Here is a 15508-nt window from a genome sequence, read left to right as displayed (position 1 = left end):
CCAAGTAGCCTCCAACGACCCGGCCGGGATGCCCCCCAGCCGGGTCGCTCTGTATTTGGCGCGGCGCCGTGATGCCGAGCGCGCCTCGCCTCACACAGACGTGACGCGGCTCGCGACCGGCCCACCGTAACGGCCAAACCGTCCCCGCGAAGAACATCAGGCGTACCCGGCGCGGCCCTCTGGCGCGCCGGGACTCCGATGGACGGATGACGATGCTCAGCCTTGCCCTTGCCCTGCTTGCCGGTGTCGCCACCGTCGCCGCCCCTTGCACCCTGCCGATGCTGCCGATCCTGCTTGGGGTATCGATAGGCCAGACCGGCAAGGCGCGGCCCGCGATGATCGCGCTTGGTTTCGTGATGTCATTCTCTGCGGTGGCGTTGCTGCTGAGCGCGATCACGCGCGCCTTCGATTTCGATCCGAACGTGCTGCGGACCGGCGCGGCCGTGCTGCTCGCGGGCTTCGGCCTCTTGATGATCTGGCCGGCGCCGTTCGAATGGCTGTCGATCCGGCTCACCGGCGCCGCCAAAGCGTTTTCGAGCGAAGCGGATACCGGTTCGCGTCAAGAAAACGCGTCTACACAAGAAGGCAGCTTCGGTCAGGCTGCGCCGTCGCACAGCCTGTTCGGCGGCTTCGTGCTCGGCTCTACGCTCGGCCTGGTGTGGACGCCGTGCGCCGGCCCCGTGCTCGGCTCGATCCTGACCATCGTCGCGACCTCGAAGGACACGGCGTGGGCGAGCCTGCAGCTCGTCACCTACGCGATCGGCGCCGCGATCCCGATGCTTGCGATTGCCTATGGCGGACAGGCCGTCACCACGCGCGTGCGCAGCATGGCGCGGATCGCGCCGCGCCTGCAGCAGGGCTTCGGCGTCGTGATCGTCGCATTCGCCGCGCTGTCCTACCTGCAATACGACACGCTGATCGTGGCGTGGCTGACCCAGTTCTATCCCAACGGCCAGATCGGCCTGTAAGCCCAAAGGAGATATCGATGTCCCTGCGCTTGATTGCCGTATCCGCTCTGGTAGCGGGCCTTGGCCTCGGCGGCGCCGTGATCCCCGGCCTCTGCACCGAGTCAGACGCGCCGGCGCAGCCGGTGCCGCGGGCGATCGCCATGACAACCGAACGGAGCCAGACCGCGCCCGAATTCGCCGGCATCAGCAACTGGTTCAATTCGCAGCCGCTCAGGCTGGCCGACCTGCGCGGCAAGGTCGTGCTGGTGGATTTCTGGACCTATGGCTGCGTCAACTGCGTCAACACGCTGCCGCATGTCACCCAGCTTTATTCAAAGTACCGGGATCGCGGCCTCGTCGTGATCGGGGTCCACACGCCGGAATTCCCGTTCGAGCATTCGGCCTCCAACGTGCAGGCGGCGCTGAAGCGGCACGGCATCCTCTATCCGGTGGCGCAGGACAACAATTCGCAGACCTGGAACGCCTACCGCAACCAGTATTGGCCGGCGCAATACGTGATCGACCAGAACGGCAAGATCGTCTTCCAGCACGCCGGCGAGGGACAGTACGACGAGATCGACCGCACCGTCGCGCGGCTGCTCAACGCCAACAGCTGAGGCCTGATGAGATCAGGTTGAGCTGGAACGGCATCGGAGGTTCACCTCTCCCCAACGGGGAGCGGTGAACCGGGACCGCGCCAAGCCGATCCAGCCAAAACTCAACCCGCTTTAGTCGGACAATCCGCCCTCTTTGTCGTCACAGCCGACGTGGTAAGGTCCACGCCAGGTCGACGATGGATGGTGCGTGATGTTCGAAGGCTGGGATGCGGTCGTACTCGCCCGCGCGCAATTCGCTTTCACGATGTCGTTCCACGTCGTGTTTCCCGCATTCTCGATCGGGCTTGCGAGCTATCTCGCGGTGCTGGAAGCGCTGTGGCTTGCCACCAAGCGCGAGGTCTACATCAACCTGTTCAATTACTGGCTGAAGATCTTCGCGGTCGCGTTCGGCATGGGCGTGGTCTCGGGCATCGTGATGTCCTACCAGTTCGGCACCAACTGGTCGGCGTTTGCCGACAAGACCGGGCCGGTGATCGGCCCGATGATGGCCTATGAGGTGCTGACCGCATTCTTCCTGGAAGCCGGCTTCCTCGGCGTGATGCTGTTCGGGCTGGAGCGCGTCGGCCCCAGGCTGCACTTCGTGGCGACGTTGATGGTCGCGATCGGCACGCTGATCTCGGCGTTCTGGATTCTGTCGGCCAATTCCTGGATGCAGACACCGACCGGCCACGCCGTCAACGCCGACGGCCAGTTCGTCGCCGCCGACTGGCTCAAGGTGATCTTCAATCCGTCGTTCCCCTACCGCCTCGTGCACATGGTGCTGGCGGCGTACCTCACCACCTCGCTGGTGGTCGGCGCGGTCGGTGCCTGGCATCTGCTGCGCGACCAGCATCTGGCGGGAGCGCGCGTGATGTTCTCGATGGCGATGTGGATGGCGACGCTGGTGGCGCCGATCCAGATCCTCGCCGGCGACCAGCACGGCCTCAACACGCTGGAGCACCAGCCCGCCAAGGTGATGGCGATGGAAGGCCATTACCAGAGCCACAAGGACGGCGCGCCGCTGATCCTGTTCGGCTGGCCCGACCAGCGTGAGGCGAAGGTGAAGTATGCGATCGAGGTGCCGAAGCTGTCGTCGCTGATCCTCAAGCATTCGCTCGACGCGCCGCTGGCCGGCCTCGACACCGTGCCGCGCGAGAACTGGCCGCCGGTGCCGATCACCTTCTGGTCGTTCCGCATCATGGTCGGCCTCGGCTTCCTGATCATGGGGCTTGGCCTGTTCAGCCTTTTGATGCGCTGGCGGGGGATGATGTACCAGTCGCCGCTGCTGCATCGGTTCGCGGTGCTGATGGGCCCCGCCGGCTTCATCGCGGTGCTCGCCGGCTGGATCACCACGGAGACCGGGCGGCAACCGTTCACGGTCTACGGGCTGCTGCGCACGGCGGACTCAGCGTCGCCGCTGGCGGCGCCGGCGGTGGGCTCGTCGCTGATTGCCTTCATCATCGTCTATTTCGCCGTGTTCACCGCGGGCGTGATCTACATCCTGCGGCTGATGGCGCAGCCGCCGCATCCCGGCGAGCAAGGCCCGACGAAAGATCTTCCCGCCCGCGCAGCCGGCATCACGCCGGCGGCAGGTGCTGCCGTGGAGGGCGCACGATGATCGATCTCGCCACGATCTGGGCCTTCATCATCGCCTTTGCCGTGTTCGTCTATGTCGTGATGGACGGCTTCGATCTCGGCCTCGGCATCCTGTTTCCGCTGTTTCCGCAAAAGACCGACCGCGACGTCATCATGAATACGGTGGCGCCGGTGTGGGACGGCAACGAGACCTGGCTGGTGCTCGGCGGCGGCGGCATGATGGCGGCGTTTCCGCTGGCCTATGCGGTGCTGATGCCGGCGCTCTACACGCCGATGATCGCGATGCTGCTCGGCCTCGTGTTCCGCGGCGTCGCCTTCGAATTCCGCTGGCGGACCCAGAAGGCGCGCAACAAATGGGATCTCGCTTTCGCCGGCGGCTCGCTGCTCGCGACACTGGCGCAGGGGATCGCGCTCGGCGCCATCCTGCAGGGCATCCATGTCGAGGGGCGCCAGTACGCCGGCGGCTGGTGGGATTGGCTGACACCGTTCAGCATTCTGACCGGCGTCGCGCTGGTGATCGGCTACGCGCTGCTCGGAGCGACCTGGCTGGTGATGAAGACCGAGGGTGAGCTGCGCGACCGCGCCTACCATCTGAGCTGGATGCTGTTGATCGCGATGCTTTGTGCGATCGGCGCCGTCAGCATCGCAACCCCGTTCCTGGCCGTGCAATACACCCAGCGCTGGTTCGCCTGGCCCAACATCATCCTCACCGCGCCGGTGCCGATCGCGGTCGCCGCCGTCACCGCGCTGCTGCTGCGCGCGCTCAGCGACAAGAACGACCACCAGCCGTTCTTCCTGACGCTGGCGCTGTTCGCCCTGTCCTATGCCGGGCTCGGCATCAGCATGTATCCGTACATCGTGCCGCAGAGCATCACGATCTGGCAGGCGGCGGCGCCGGCGAACAGCCAGATCTTCATGCTGGTCGGCGTCTCGATCCTGGTGCCGCTGATCCTCGGCTACACCGCCTGGGCCTATTGGGTGTTCCGCGGCAAGGTGCGCCCCGGCCACGGATACCACTGATGCCCGAGGGCCCGAATCAGCGGCCGCTCGGCCAGCGCCTGCTGTGGTTCGCAGCGCTGTGGCTCGGCGGCGTCGGCACCGTGGCGCTGATCTCGTTCGCCTTGCGACTCTGGATCGCGCCGAAATGAGACGGCCCGCGCAACGTGCCGCGCCCGTCAATGACAAAAAACAGAAGCATTACAGGGATATACCTGTGATGCCGTCCTAAGCTTGCCATCAAGCTGCCGCTGAGATTTGATGCTGCCTGATTTGCGGGTGGAGCAACCATTTGGCCGCGCGCCAACAAGGAGAGCTTTGCATGACGAAACTTCGTCACCTGGTCTGGATGTTGATCGCGACGGGCGCGCTCGTGCTGTCGACGTCGCAGGGCTTCGCCCAGAGCCGCCCGGACTCCGACGAGCCCGGTCTTGTCGCTGACGACAGCTACGAGCTCGACCCGGAATGGCAGAAGCAAGTCGTGTATTACCGGACCAATGAGGCACCGGGCACCATCATCGTCGCGACGGCCGAGCGCCACCTTTACCTGGTGCAGGGCAATGGCCGCGCGCTCCGCTACGGCATCGGCGTCGGCCGCGAAGGCTTTCAATGGCAGGGCCTGGTGAGCATCACCCGCAAGGCCGAGTGGCCGGACTGGGTGCCGCCGCCGGAAATGATCGCGCGCCAGCCCTATCTGCCGCGCTTCATGGCGGGCGGCCCGGGCAATCCGCTCGGCGCACGCGCGATGTATCTCGGCACCACGGTCTACCGCATCCACGGCACCAACCGGCCCGACACCATCGGCACCGCCGTGTCCTCCGGCTGCTTCCGCCTGGTCAACAACGACGTCGCCGATCTCTACAACCGCGTTCCGGTCGGCACCAAGGTGATCATCCGGCAGAAGCCCGAACTGTAGCCATCAGCCTGCTTCGATATCCGTCCCGCTTTCCCCCCGATCATTCGCGAGAGAGAACCCATGCGTACATTTCGAGGCGGCCTGACGATCGGGCTCGCGATCGCCGCGCTGGTTGCGGCCGCCGCCATCACCTATGAGCGCTACGACACCCGCACGCTGAAGCGCACCGTCCGCCGCGGCGACGTGCTGTGCGGCGTCAACAAGGGCCTGCCGGGCTTCTCGATCCCGGACGACAAGGGCAACTGGACCGGCTTCGACGTCGACTTCTGCCGCGCGGTCGCGTCGGCGATCTTCGACGATCCGTCGAAGGCGAAGTTCGTGCCGCTCGACGCCAGCGAGCGCTTCAAGGAGCTGCAGAACCGCAAGGTCGACATCCTCTCGCGCAACTCCACCTGGAGCATGTCGCGCGAGACCAATTACGACCTCTATTTCCCCGCGGTCGCCTATTATGACGGCCAGGGCTTCATGCTGCCGCGCTCGCGCAACATCGATTCCGCGCTCGACCTGAACGGCAGCAAGATCTGCGTGCAGGCCAACACCACGACGCAGCTCAATCTCGCCGACTATTTCCGTGCCAACAATATGAAGTACACGGAGATGAAGTTCGACAAGCTGGACGACGTCGTGAAGGCCTACAACTCCGGCCAGTGCGATACGCTGACATCGGACGCCTCGCAGCTCTATGCGCTGCGGCTCAACCTCGCCAAGCCGAGCGACCACACGATCCTCGCCGACATCATCTCCAAGGAGCCGCTGGCGCCGGTGGTGCGCTTGCGCGACGACGACTGGATGATGATCGTGAAGTGGACGCTGTACGCCATGATCAACGCCGAAGAACTCGGCATCACCTCGAAGAATATCGACGAGGCGCTGAAGTCGAAGAAGCCGGAGGTGATGCGGCTGGTCGGCACCGAGGGCTCCTATGGCGAGGATCTCGGCCTGACCAAGGACTGGGCCGTGCGCATCATCCGCCATGTCGGCAATTACGGCGAGGTCTACGACCGCAACGTCGGCGCCGACTCCAAGCTGAAGATTCCGCGCGGCATGAACCAGCTCTGGAACGCCGGCGGCGTCCAGTACGCACCGCCGATCAGGTAACGGCGCGCAGCCGGGCCACGGCCGCCACCACATACAACGCCGTCGTCCCTGCGAAAGCAGGGACCCATACGCCGCGGCGGATATTGTAGGTGGGACTCGTCGTTCCAGCGGCGCGCGACAGTCACCCATTCGTGGTTATGGGTCCCTGCTTTCGCAGGGACGACAGTGAGCATGCTGTACGGCTTCGGTGTCATCACCCGGCTCGAGCCGAGCGATGACAGCGTGTTGCGTGGCGACGACGCCGCGTTATGCGACGACGACGATGCGGCCGATCAATATCCCTTGCCGCTCGCCAGCTGGTCGGTGTGGAAATTGCTGTCGCCGAACAGCTCCTGGCAGACCCGGGCGCGCTTCATGAAGAAGCCGATGTCGAACTGGTCGGTCATGCCCATGCCGCCATGCATCTGCACGCCCTCCTGCACCGCCAGCGTCGCCGTGGTGCCGGCGCGCGCCTTTGCCACCGCGACCGCGGTTGCGGCCTTGTCGGCATCCGTATCGAGCGCCTGCAGCGCCTTCAGCACCGCGGCGCGGGTGATCTCGATGTCGATGTAGAGCTGGGCGGCACGGTGCTGCAGCGCCTGGAATTCGCCGATCGCCTTGCCGAACTGCTTGCGCTCCTTGAGGTAGGCCACGGTGCGGCCGAACACCTCGTCGGAGAGGCCGACCATTTCGGACGCCACCGCGCCACGGCCAATATTGAGCACCCCCTCGAGCAGCCCAAAGCCCTGATCGACCTCGCCGAGCACGCTGTCGGCGTTGACCTCGACATTGTCGAACACGATGCGCGCCGCGTTGTGCGAATCGACCATCGCGGTGCGCTCGACCGCGAGCCCCTTGGCCTTCGGATCGACCAGGAACAGCGTCAGCCCGTTCTTGTCGCCGGCGCTGCCGGCCGTGCGCGCCGCGACGATCAAGAGATCGGCGGTGTGGCCGTCGACCACGAAGGCCTTGTCGCCCGACAGCTTGAAGCCGTTGCCGGAGCGCGTGGCCTGCAACTTCGTCTGCAGCGGGCGATGCTTGGCGCCCTCATCGATCGCCAGCGCCGCCAGCAGCGAGCCGTCGGCGATTTTGGGCAGATGCTGCGCCTTCTGCGCCTCGCTGCCGCCGCGCGACAGCGCCGAGGCGGCGAGCACCGAGGTCGCGAGGAACGGCGACGGCATCAAGGTGCGGCCGATCTCCTCCATGACGATGCCGGCCTCGACGCAGCCGAGCCCGCTGCCGCCGAACTGGTCCGGCACCAGGAGGCCGGAGAAGCCCATCTCCGCAAAGGTCTTCCAGAGATCGCGCGAGAAGCCGGTGGCATCCTTGGCATCGCGCAAGGACCGCAGATGCGCCACCGGCGCCTTGTCGCTGATGAGGCCGCGCGCACTGTCGCGCAGCATGGATTGTTCTTCGGTGAGGACGAGGGCCATAGGAAAATCCGATCTAACGTACTAAGCAACTGTCTGAGTTCGTCATTCCGGGGCGATGCGCAGCATCGAACCCGGAATCTCGAGGTTCCGGGTTCGCCGCTTCGCGACGCCCCGGAACGACGGTGCAGCGATCACGCGCCCGGCAAATCGAGGATGCGCTTGGCGACGATGCCGAGCATCACCTCCGAGGTGCCGCCCTCGATCGAATTGGCCTTGGTGCGCAGCCAGGCGCGCGGGCGGGCGCCGCCCCGGGAGCGGTCGCTCTCCCATTCCAGCGCGTCGATGCCGCCGGCCGACATCAGGATCTCGTAGCGGCGCTTGTTGAGCTCGGTGCCGTAATATTTCATCGCCGAGGAGAACGCCGGATGCGATTGCCCGGCCTTGGCGAGATCGACCGCGCGCTCCGCGGCAGCCGCGAGCGCGGCCTCGTCGACCTCGAAGTTCGCGATCTGGCTGCGCAGCTGCGCGTCATCGAGCTTGCCTTGCGCGTCCGCACCGACCGAGTCGGCGGCGATCTGGCCGAGCGGACGGCCGACGCCGCGCTCGCCCATGCCGGAGATCATCGCGCGCTCGTGCTGCAGCAGGTATTTCGCGACATCCCAGCCCCGATTGACGGTGCCGACGACATGCGACTTCGGCACGCGGACATTGTCGAAGAAGGTTTCGCAGAACGGCGAATAGCCCGAGATCAGCAGGATCGGTTTTGTGGACACGCCCTTCGACGTCATATCGAAGAGAATAAAACTGATGCCGTCGTGCTTCTTGGCCGCCGGATCGGTGCGCACCAGGCAGAAGATCCAGTCGGCGTAGTTGGCATAGGACGTCCAGATCTTCTGGCCGTTGATGATGTAGTCGTCGCCGTCGCCGACCGCGCGGGTCTGCAGCGAGGCAAGATCGGAGCCGGCGTTCGGCTCCGAATAGCCCTGGCACCAGCGGATCAGGCCCGCGGTGATCTTGGGCAGGTGCTCCTTCTTTTGCTCCTCGGTGCCGTATTTCAGCAGCGCCGGTCCGAGCATCGAGATGCCGAACGAGGTCAGCGGCTGACGCGCGCCGATCGCAGCCATCTCCTGGCGCACGATCTTGGCCTCCTCGCCGTCGAGGCCTCCGCCGCCATATTCCTTCGGCCAATGCGGCACGGTCCAGCCCTTGTCGCGCATCCGCTCGAACCAGACGCGCTGCGCTTCGGACGAGAATTTCGTGTTGCGGCCACCCCAGAAGGTGTCGCCATCCGAGGTCATCGGCTTGCGCATCTCCGCCGGGCAGTTCTGCTCCAGCCAGGCGCGGGTCTCCGCGCGGAATTTCTCGAGGTCAGCCATGGTGCGTTTCCAGTCAAAAAATCGTCGAATTGGATTCGACCTTAGACCTACGCAGCCGCCGAATTCAATATGCCTCGCGGCCGCGCCATGCTCTGGCGTCGCTACTCACTGCGCGCGATCGGGTGTATCGCCGAGATGGGGTAACGCTTGAAAAACAAGAGGAAACGGACATGCGGCTGAAGCTGCTTTCGCCTAGCGAAATGAACGCCGCCCAGAAAGAAACCTACGACGAGTCGATCGCCGGCAAGCGCGGCGCGCCACCGGCGCCGATGATGGCCTGGCTGAACAGCCCGGAGATGGCACGGCATGCCACGCGGCTCGGCGAGGTGCTGCGCTTCGACACGATCTTTCCGCCAAAACTGTCGGAGATCGCGATCCTCGTCACGGCCCGGCACTGGACCGCGCATTACGAATGGTATGCCCACAAGCGCCTGGCGCTGAAGGGCGGCCTCGACCCGAAGATCATCGAGGACATTCGCGTGCGCCGGACGCCGACCTTCGACGATCCCAAGGCCAGGGTGATCTACGACGTCGCCAAGGCGCTGCACGAAGGTCACGGCCTGCCGAAGGCACTGTATGACGAGGCGGTCGAGGTGCTGAGCCAACGCGGCCTGGTCGAGGTAATCGGCCTCTGCGGCTACTACACCATGGTGTCGATGACGCTGAACACGTTCGAGTTCCAGCTGCCCGGCGGCGAGTTGTCGGAGCTCTGCTAGGCCCCCGCCGACCGTGGCGCGTCCGGAAACCTTGCGTTTCCGGATCGGTCGCTCTGTCCTCGGCAAATCCGGACTATATCAACGGCAGAAGCCTTGCCCGTAATGCAGGGCGCTGACCCGAACGGAGCCGGACTATGCCGCAGAATCCCCCCATCATCGCGGGCACGCGGATTGGACATGTCCACCTCAAGGTGGCCGATCTCGACCGGGCGCTCGGCTTCTATTGCGGCGTGCTCGGCTTCGAGCTGCAGCAGCGCATGGGCACGGACGCGGCCTTCATCTCGGCCGGCGGCTATCACCACCACATCGGCCTCAACACCTGGGAAAGCAAGGGCGGCCATCCGCCGCCGCCGGGCACCACCGGCCTGTTCCACACCGCCATCCTCTATCCCACCCGCCCGGCGCTCGCCGACGCGCTGCACCGGGTGCTGTCCGCCGGCATCCAGCTCGACGGCGCCAGCGACCACGGCGTCAGCCAGGCACTGTACTTGCGCGATCCCGATGAGAACGGCGTCGAGCTCTATTGGGATCGCCCCGAGGCCGAATGGCCGCGCAGCGCGGACGGCAAGCTCGCGATGTTCACGCGACGGCTGGACGTTGAGGACCTGCTGAAGAAGCGGGCGGCGTAATTCCGCAACCCGGGAGAAGCGTGTAGCCCGGATGAAGCGCAGCGAAATCCGGGTTCGCTCCATGAGGTGATACTGTTCCCGGATTACGCTGCGCTTCATCCGGGCTACGGGTTCTACAGGTCTTTATTCCCCTTCCCCCTGAAAGGGGGAAGGCCGGGATGGGGGTCAGCCGCAGGCTCTGCTGCAAGTGGAGAGCAGATCCCCGCCGCTTTGCTCTGCGAGCAAAGCGACCTCCCCTTTTCAAGGGGAGGTCGTAGATCGGATGCAGTTTGTAGCCCGGATGGAGCGCAGCGAAATCCGGGTTCGCTCCATGAGGTGATGCTGGCCCCGGATTGCGCTTCGCTTCATCCGGGCTACGGGTTCAGGAACAGGTGCGCGAGCCGGCCGGCCGCATAGAACCCAAAGCCGAACACCGCATGCGTCACGAGGCTCTGCAGCCGCGCCGCCCATGGACGGGGCGTGCGGCTCGCGGCGATGCCGGCGCCCATCGCGGGCTGCATCACCAGGAACGGCGCGGCCACGTTGCCGATCCCGACCATCAGGGCCGGAGCGATGGTGGGCTGCCGCAGCCAATCGAGGCCGAAGGTCGCAAGCAGCACGCCGGCAAAGCCGATCCCGATCAGATAATGCGCGGCCCATCCGATCACCCGTTCGCCCGCGACCTGCGGTGACGCGGCGATGCGGTCGTGGCGCAGGCGCCCGCATACGAGATGGCCGAGCCAGCGGCCGACCAGGGCATAGTCCAGCGACGGGATGCCAAGCAGACGCTTTCGAACCATCCCCCAGATGTCCATCACGACGGTCGCACCGGTCCCGATCAGCACCGCGCTCGCCACAAATTCCTCCGCTTCAACCATGCGCGGCCTCCGCCGGCGCTCGTGCCGCGACCATCCAGCAGGCGGCAGTGAAGCGAATCTCGGTCCCATGGATGTAGCGATCGAACACGTCGCGCACGGTCTCGATCACCTGCGTTCGGCGCGGTTCCTCCATCGCCTGCAGCATCGTCCCGACCGGGCCGAGCCAACTCACATAGCGGGTCAGCTCCGATGCCGGAAAGCTGAGGGCGACATCGACCGGATCGATCGCGATCGCCTCCCAGCCGCTATCATCCAGGATAGCTTCGACCCGCTTCCGGTCGGCGAAGCCGAATTGCCCCGGCGCATCGGGACGCCGCGCCGGAAGATCCGGCAGCAACGGCTTCGACGCCTGTTCCGCCGTCGTCATGAACGGGTTCTCGGCGGCGCCACGCCACGCGATGAAGCGGAGCGCAGCACCCGGCCGGGCCGCGCGGCGCAGATTGACGAAAGCCTGCACCGGATCGGCAAAGAACATCACGCCGAGGCGCGAGATGATCATGTCGAAACTCGCTGGCGCGAACGGACAGGACTGCGCGTCGGCGCAGATGAAGCTGACCGGCCGCTCTTCCCGCTCCGCGCGGGCGCGCGCCGCCGCGATCATCGGCTCGGAAATGTCGATGCCGGTGCAATGCCCTTGCCGGCCGAGCACGCCGGCAGCAGCGAAGGTCGTGGCGCCCGTGCCGCAACCGATATCGAGCACGCGGCTGGCCGCGGCATCGGACACTGCTCGGACGAGCAGCTCTTCAAGCGGCTTGAACATCCCTTCGAGCACGTCGCGCGTCTCGACCCAGGCGCGGCCGGCGGCGCCGTTCCAGAGTTTGACCTGCTCGTCGCCAGCTTGCGGTGCGACACCCATGATTCTCGTCCTTCTTGATGCTTGCCTTACGCAAGCGGTAGGCTGGATACTGCCAGTTCAAGTGAACTTGAGGTCAAGGGCCATGCGGGACATCGACATCGCGGAGGTGGCGGAGCTATCGGGCGTGCGCGCCTCGACCTTGCGCTTCTACGAGGAGAAAGGTCTGATCGCCTCGCATGGCCGGCGCGGGCTGCGCCGCCTGTTCGATCCGGCGGTGCTCGACCGGCTGGCGCTGATCGCGCTCGGGCGCGCCTCCGGCTTCTCGCTCGACGAGATCGCGAGAATGTTCGCGCCCGATGGAAGGCCGCGCATCGACCGGAAAATGCTCTCTGCCAAGGCCGACGAGCTCGACCGCACCATCCGCAGGCTCAACGCGATGCGCGACGGCCTGCGCCACGCCGCCGTCTGCCCGGCTCCGAGCCACATGGAATGCCCGACTTTTCGCCGGCTGCTGCGGGTCGCGGCGGCGGGCAAGATCGGTGAGCCGAAGACGGCGAAGAAGCGGCCCAAGAAGGCGTGACAGAGATCGCAGCCCGGATGAAGCGCAGCGAAATCCGGGATTCCCTCCAAGAGGTGATACTGTTCCCGGATTGCGCTTCGCTTCATCCGGGCTACGGGCTACTACAGGTCTTTATTCCCCTTCCCCCTGAAAGGGGGAAGGTCGGGATGGGGGTCAGCCACGGGCTCTGCTGCAAGTGGAGAGAGCAGATCCCCACCCGCTTTGCTCTACGAGCAAAGCGACCTCCCCTTTTCAAGGGGAGGTGGAAAGCTACTTCCCTTTCGTCATGATCGTCGCCGCCGCGATCAGCTCGAGGCCAATGCAGCCGTAGAACGGCAGTGCGTAGCTGCCCGAGAGATCGTGCAGCAGCCCGACCACGCCGGGGCCGAAGGCGTAGGTGATCTGGTTGATCGCGGTGATCAGGCTGACCAGCACGCCGAACGCACGCGGATCGAACTCGCGCTGCACGATCAGCGCCGGCAGCGTGATCAGATTGCCGACCGAGAAGCCGAACAGCGCGCAGGCGGCGATCTGCGCTACGTCATTGTGCACATTGATGATGACGGCGAGCGCGACCGCCTGGCTGACGAAGGACAGCGCCGATGCCAGCCGCTGGTTGAGCCGGTCGATCACGAAGGAGAACGAGACGCGCCCGACCACGGCCATCGCGGTCAAGAGCGCCATCGCCACCGTCGCGCGCTCGCGGCCGATCACCTGATCGAGATAGGCGATCAGATGCACGATGAAGCCGACCTGGGCGAACAGCACCAGCGCGAAGGCAATCGACACCGAGAGGAAGCGGATGTCGCGCAGCGCCCGCGCGCGCACCTGGGTCGCCGATGGCGCGTCGGCCGCCGCGGCAGTGACTGCGTGCAGATGCGCCGGCGGCCGCCCGACAAAGATCAGGATGACAGGCACCATCACCACGATCAGCAGCCCTGCGGCCGCGATCATCGCGCCGGAGAAGCCGAACGTGCCGATCCCCGCCACCAGCAGCGGCACGCCGACGATGCCGCCGAAGCTCGCGCCGTTCAGCGCCAGGCTGATCGCCATGCCGCGCTTCTTGTCGAACCACAGGCCGAGCGTGTTGGTGATGATGCCGAGGCTGGTGCCGGCCCAGCCGAACGCCAGCAGCGCATCGGCAAGAAAGAGCTGCCAGGGCTCGCGCACCTCGCCGATCGCAACTGCCGCGACCGCCATCGCGAAGGTGCCGGCGATCAGGCAGCTGCGCGCGCCGAACGCCTTGATCGCCTCGCTGACGAAGGCAACCAGCGCCGCGCCGAAAAGGTAGAAGAAGGTCGTGCCCGAAGAGATCAGCGACGCCGGCCAGCCGTGCAGCCGCTGCAGCTCGGCGACATAGACGCTCTGGCCGTAGAAGCCCAGCCCCCAGCCGAAGGTCGCAAGCAGGAAGCAGACGACGACGATGCGCCAGCCCTCATAACCAAGCGAGGATTCGTCTGATAGCGTGGATGAGGATGCGTCCATTTCTTGCTCTTGCTTCCGACATCGTCATGACCGGTTTTATCCGTTCTCACGATGTAAGGAGCCGTGCAAGCCGGTCACTTCGAAACGGATCGAAGTGTCAGCAATTGGCAGCAGGAACTAGATGCTCGGATCCGGGATTTCTTCCACCGCGCGCAATTTCATACGTCGCTTGGCGAATGAAGCCAGCCACAGCACGGCAAGGCCGAGCAGCACAGGCGGGAACACCACCCAGTTGACGGCATTCCAGCCGTAATGCGCGAGCAGCTGGCCCGACGAGAACGAACCGATCGCCATCATGCCGAACACGAGGAAATCGTTGAACGCCTGCACCTTGTTGCGCTCCTGCGGCCGGTGCGTTTCCAGCACCAGCGCGGAAGCGCCAACGAACGCAAAATTCCAGCCGATCCCGAGCACGAACAGCGTCGCCCAGAAGTGCGGCGCAGTGACGCCTGACAGTCCGATCATCGCGGCGACCGCCTCGAGCGCCAGCCCGAGCGCGACGATAACCGGCGCGCCGAACCGCGCGATCAGCGAACCCGTGAAGAAGCTCGGGCCGTACATCGCAACGATGTGCCACTGAATGCCGAAATTGGAATCGCTGACCGACAACCCGCACATCTTCATGGCGAGCGGCGCCGAGGTCATCACCAGATTCATCATCGGATAGGCGATCACGCCGCACAGCGCCGCGGCGATGAAGCGGGGCTGCCTGGCGATCTCGAGCAGCGGGCGGCCGCCATACAGGTCCGCAGCCGCAGGCTTCGGCGCGTCGACGCCCGAGAGCACCGCCATCGCCACCAGCGCGACCAGCGCCTGCATCACGAAGGAGAACGCGAACAGATAGGGCGGCCAGATGTCCATGGTCCATTGCACGAGCTGCGGCCCGAGCACGCCGGCGAACACGCCGCCGGCCATCACCCAGGACACCGCCTTGGGCCGGAACCCGACACTCGCGCCATCGGCGGCGGCAAAGCGGTAGGACTGCGCGACGGCGCCGTAGAGCCCGCCGAGGAAGGTCGCGCCGCAGAACAGCCAGAACGATGAATGCAGGATCGCCCAGGCGCCGAGCGCGCCGGTGAGCGTGCCGCAGAAGGTGCCGATGATGAAGGCGACGCGCCTGCCATAGGCGCGCGAGATCGCGCCGGTCGGCAGCGTGCCGGCGGCAAGCCCGAGCACATACATCGAGAGCGGCACCGTCGCGAGCGAGACGTCGGGCGCCAGCGTTGCGCCGACGATCGAGCCGGTGGCGAAGATCACCGCCGAATTGGCGCCGGTCAGCGCCTGCGCCGCCGCAAGCCGCCACACATTGCTGCGCGCCCGCGCGTCGTCGGCCGCCTCATCGGATGCTGTCACGTCGATCATCGGTAGTCCCGCCTCGAAGCCCCGGCGGGAGCCCCCAATCGCCGGCACTATGGAGAGCGGGTCGAGGCCGATCAACCGGCGCAAACGGACCGAGGCCATGCAGGAGGCGCACACGACATCGCTTGCTCTCACAGAGTGACGTCACAGCAGCCCGGCACTTCTATCAGTACCGTCATCCTGAGGAGCGCGTAGCGCGTCTCGAAGGATGCACGGCCCCGCTGGTGGCC

16 protein-coding genes are annotated in these 15508 nt (G+C 65.8%); 10 read left to right on the top strand and 6 right to left on the bottom strand.

The annotated features are described in order from the left end of the window. Positions 1-212 precede the first annotated feature (212 nt). The 7 genes from ACVWYP_RS07995 (at position 213) to ACVWYP_RS07965 (ending at position 6149) form a co-directional block, all read left to right on the top strand. Complete coding sequence (locus ACVWYP_RS07995; protein WP_369525578.1) at positions 213-968, top strand: cytochrome c biogenesis CcdA family protein; 756 nt, start codon at positions 213-215, stop codon at positions 966-968. A 17-nt stretch (positions 969-985) separates the two neighbouring features. Then, positions 986-1564 carry a thioredoxin family protein gene (locus ACVWYP_RS07990; protein WP_304498329.1) on the top strand — a complete coding sequence of 193 codons (579 nt, stop codon included), beginning with the start codon at positions 986-988 and terminating at the stop codon, positions 1562-1564. 190 nt (positions 1565-1754) lie between these two features. Further along, entirely contained in the window at positions 1755-3161 is a 1407-nt protein-coding gene (locus ACVWYP_RS07985) for a cytochrome ubiquinol oxidase subunit I (RefSeq protein ID WP_304498328.1), read from the top strand. Next, positions 3158-4159 (top strand): cytochrome d ubiquinol oxidase subunit II, encoded by a 1002-nt coding sequence (cydB, locus tag ACVWYP_RS07980; RefSeq protein WP_304498327.1) that lies wholly within the window; start codon positions 3158-3160, stop codon positions 4157-4159. The genes ACVWYP_RS07985 and cydB overlap by 4 nt, the downstream gene beginning before the upstream one ends. Continuing rightward, positions 4159-4287, top strand: coding sequence for a DUF2474 domain-containing protein (locus ACVWYP_RS07975; protein WP_304498326.1), 129 nt, complete (start codon positions 4159-4161; stop codon positions 4285-4287). The genes cydB and ACVWYP_RS07975 overlap by 1 nt, the downstream gene beginning before the upstream one ends. Before the next feature lie 170 nt (positions 4288-4457). Further along, on the top strand, positions 4458-5051 hold the full coding sequence (locus ACVWYP_RS07970; RefSeq protein WP_028343513.1) for a L,D-transpeptidase: 594 nt from the start codon (positions 4458-4460) through the stop codon (positions 5049-5051). Positions 5052-5111: 60 nt separating this feature from the next. Then, complete coding sequence (locus tag ACVWYP_RS07965; protein ID WP_304498325.1) at positions 5112-6149, top strand: amino acid ABC transporter substrate-binding protein; 1038 nt, start codon at positions 5112-5114, stop codon at positions 6147-6149. Positions 6150-6421: 272 nt separating this feature from the next. Here the strand turns inward: ACVWYP_RS07965 and ACVWYP_RS07960 are convergent, their stop codons facing one another. Continuing rightward, complete coding sequence (locus ACVWYP_RS07960) at positions 6422-7561, bottom strand: acyl-CoA dehydrogenase family protein (protein ID WP_304498324.1); 1140 nt, start codon at positions 7559-7561, stop codon at positions 6422-6424. A 131-nt stretch (positions 7562-7692) separates the two neighbouring features. Continuing rightward, complete coding sequence (locus ACVWYP_RS07955; RefSeq protein WP_095732334.1) at positions 7693-8877, bottom strand: acyl-CoA dehydrogenase family protein; 1185 nt, start codon at positions 8875-8877, stop codon at positions 7693-7695. A 170-nt stretch (positions 8878-9047) separates the two neighbouring features. On the opposite strand from ACVWYP_RS07955, the gene ACVWYP_RS07950 reads away from it, so the two are divergent. Together ACVWYP_RS07950 and ACVWYP_RS07945 are read left to right on the top strand one after the other, a co-directional pair. Continuing rightward, the gene (locus ACVWYP_RS07950; RefSeq protein WP_038385649.1) at positions 9048-9593 is read left to right on the top strand and encodes a carboxymuconolactone decarboxylase family protein; all 546 of its coding nucleotides are present in this window, start codon (positions 9048-9050) and stop codon (positions 9591-9593) included. A gap of 134 nt (positions 9594-9727) precedes the next feature. Further along, on the top strand, positions 9728-10222 hold the full coding sequence (locus ACVWYP_RS07945) for a VOC family protein (protein ID WP_304498323.1): 495 nt from the start codon (positions 9728-9730) through the stop codon (positions 10220-10222). A gap of 353 nt (positions 10223-10575) precedes the next feature. Here the strand turns inward: ACVWYP_RS07945 and ACVWYP_RS07940 are convergent, their stop codons facing one another. Then, the gene (locus tag ACVWYP_RS07940; RefSeq protein ID WP_304498322.1) at positions 10576-11079 is read right to left on the bottom strand and encodes a DUF2938 domain-containing protein; all 504 of its coding nucleotides are present in this window, start codon (positions 11077-11079) and stop codon (positions 10576-10578) included. Then, positions 11072-11935: a class I SAM-dependent methyltransferase gene (locus ACVWYP_RS07935; RefSeq protein ID WP_304498321.1), complete on the bottom strand. Its 864-nt coding sequence runs from the start codon at positions 11933-11935 to the stop codon at positions 11072-11074. The genes ACVWYP_RS07940 and ACVWYP_RS07935 overlap by 8 nt, the downstream gene beginning before the upstream one ends. Positions 11936-12017: 82 nt before the next feature. On the opposite strand from ACVWYP_RS07935, the gene ACVWYP_RS07930 reads away from it, so the two are divergent. Then, positions 12018-12455: a helix-turn-helix domain-containing protein gene (locus ACVWYP_RS07930; protein WP_304498320.1), complete on the top strand. Its 438-nt coding sequence runs from the start codon at positions 12018-12020 to the stop codon at positions 12453-12455. A 249-nt stretch (positions 12456-12704) separates the two neighbouring features. Here ACVWYP_RS07930 and ACVWYP_RS07925 read toward each other — a convergent pair whose 3' ends face one another. Both ACVWYP_RS07925 and ACVWYP_RS07920 read right to left on the bottom strand, forming a co-directional pair. Further along, entirely contained in the window at positions 12705-13919 is a 1215-nt protein-coding gene (locus tag ACVWYP_RS07925) for an MFS transporter (protein WP_304498319.1), read from the bottom strand. Positions 13920-14036: 117 nt separating this feature from the next. Continuing rightward, positions 14037-15281, bottom strand: a complete 1245-nt coding sequence (locus ACVWYP_RS07920) for an MFS transporter (protein WP_304498318.1) — start codon at positions 15279-15281, stop codon at positions 14037-14039. Between the last annotated feature and the right edge of the window lie 227 nt (positions 15282-15508).

This window comes from Bradyrhizobium sp. USDA 3262 (assembly GCF_054060035.1).
The sequence above is the reverse complement of the archived record's forward strand: the minus strand, read 5'-3'. Positions and strand labels throughout refer to the sequence as shown.

Excerpts from the sequence above, each read along its gene's own strand:
- ACVWYP_RS07990 (WP_304498329.1), top strand. The coding sequence starts at position 986 with ATGTCCCTGCGCTTGATTGCCGTATCCGCTCTGGTAGCGGGCCTTGGC.
- ACVWYP_RS07995 (WP_369525578.1), top strand. The coding sequence starts at position 213 with ATGCTCAGCCTTGCCCTTGCCCTGCTTGCCGGTGTCGCCACCGTCGCC.
- ACVWYP_RS07950 (WP_038385649.1), top strand. The coding sequence starts at position 9,048 with ATGCGGCTGAAGCTGCTTTCGCCTAGCGAAATGAACGCCGCCCAGAAA.
- ACVWYP_RS07930 (WP_304498320.1), top strand. The coding sequence starts at position 12,018 with ATGCGGGACATCGACATCGCGGAGGTGGCGGAGCTATCGGGCGTGCGC.
- ACVWYP_RS07955 (WP_095732334.1), bottom strand. The coding sequence starts at position 8,877 with ATGGCTGACCTCGAGAAATTCCGCGCGGAGACCCGCGCCTGGCTGGAG.
- cydB (WP_304498327.1), top strand. The coding sequence starts at position 3,158 with ATGATCGATCTCGCCACGATCTGGGCCTTCATCATCGCCTTTGCCGTG.
- ACVWYP_RS07970 (WP_028343513.1), top strand. The coding sequence starts at position 4,458 with ATGACGAAACTTCGTCACCTGGTCTGGATGTTGATCGCGACGGGCGCG.
- ACVWYP_RS07920 (WP_304498318.1), bottom strand. The coding sequence starts at position 15,281 with ATGATCGACGTGACAGCATCCGATGAGGCGGCCGACGACGCGCGGGCG.
- ACVWYP_RS07925 (WP_304498319.1), bottom strand. The coding sequence starts at position 13,919 with ATGGACGCATCCTCATCCACGCTATCAGACGAATCCTCGCTTGGTTAT.
- ACVWYP_RS07940 (WP_304498322.1), bottom strand. The coding sequence starts at position 11,079 with ATGGTTGAAGCGGAGGAATTTGTGGCGAGCGCGGTGCTGATCGGGACC.
- ACVWYP_RS07985 (WP_304498328.1), top strand. The coding sequence starts at position 1,755 with ATGTTCGAAGGCTGGGATGCGGTCGTACTCGCCCGCGCGCAATTCGCT.
- ACVWYP_RS07945 (WP_304498323.1), top strand. The coding sequence starts at position 9,728 with ATGCCGCAGAATCCCCCCATCATCGCGGGCACGCGGATTGGACATGTC.
- ACVWYP_RS07975 (WP_304498326.1), top strand. The coding sequence starts at position 4,159 with ATGCCCGAGGGCCCGAATCAGCGGCCGCTCGGCCAGCGCCTGCTGTGG.
- ACVWYP_RS07935 (WP_304498321.1), bottom strand. The coding sequence starts at position 11,935 with ATGGGTGTCGCACCGCAAGCTGGCGACGAGCAGGTCAAACTCTGGAAC.
- ACVWYP_RS07960 (WP_304498324.1), bottom strand. The coding sequence starts at position 7,561 with ATGGCCCTCGTCCTCACCGAAGAACAATCCATGCTGCGCGACAGTGCG.
- ACVWYP_RS07965 (WP_304498325.1), top strand. The coding sequence starts at position 5,112 with ATGCGTACATTTCGAGGCGGCCTGACGATCGGGCTCGCGATCGCCGCG.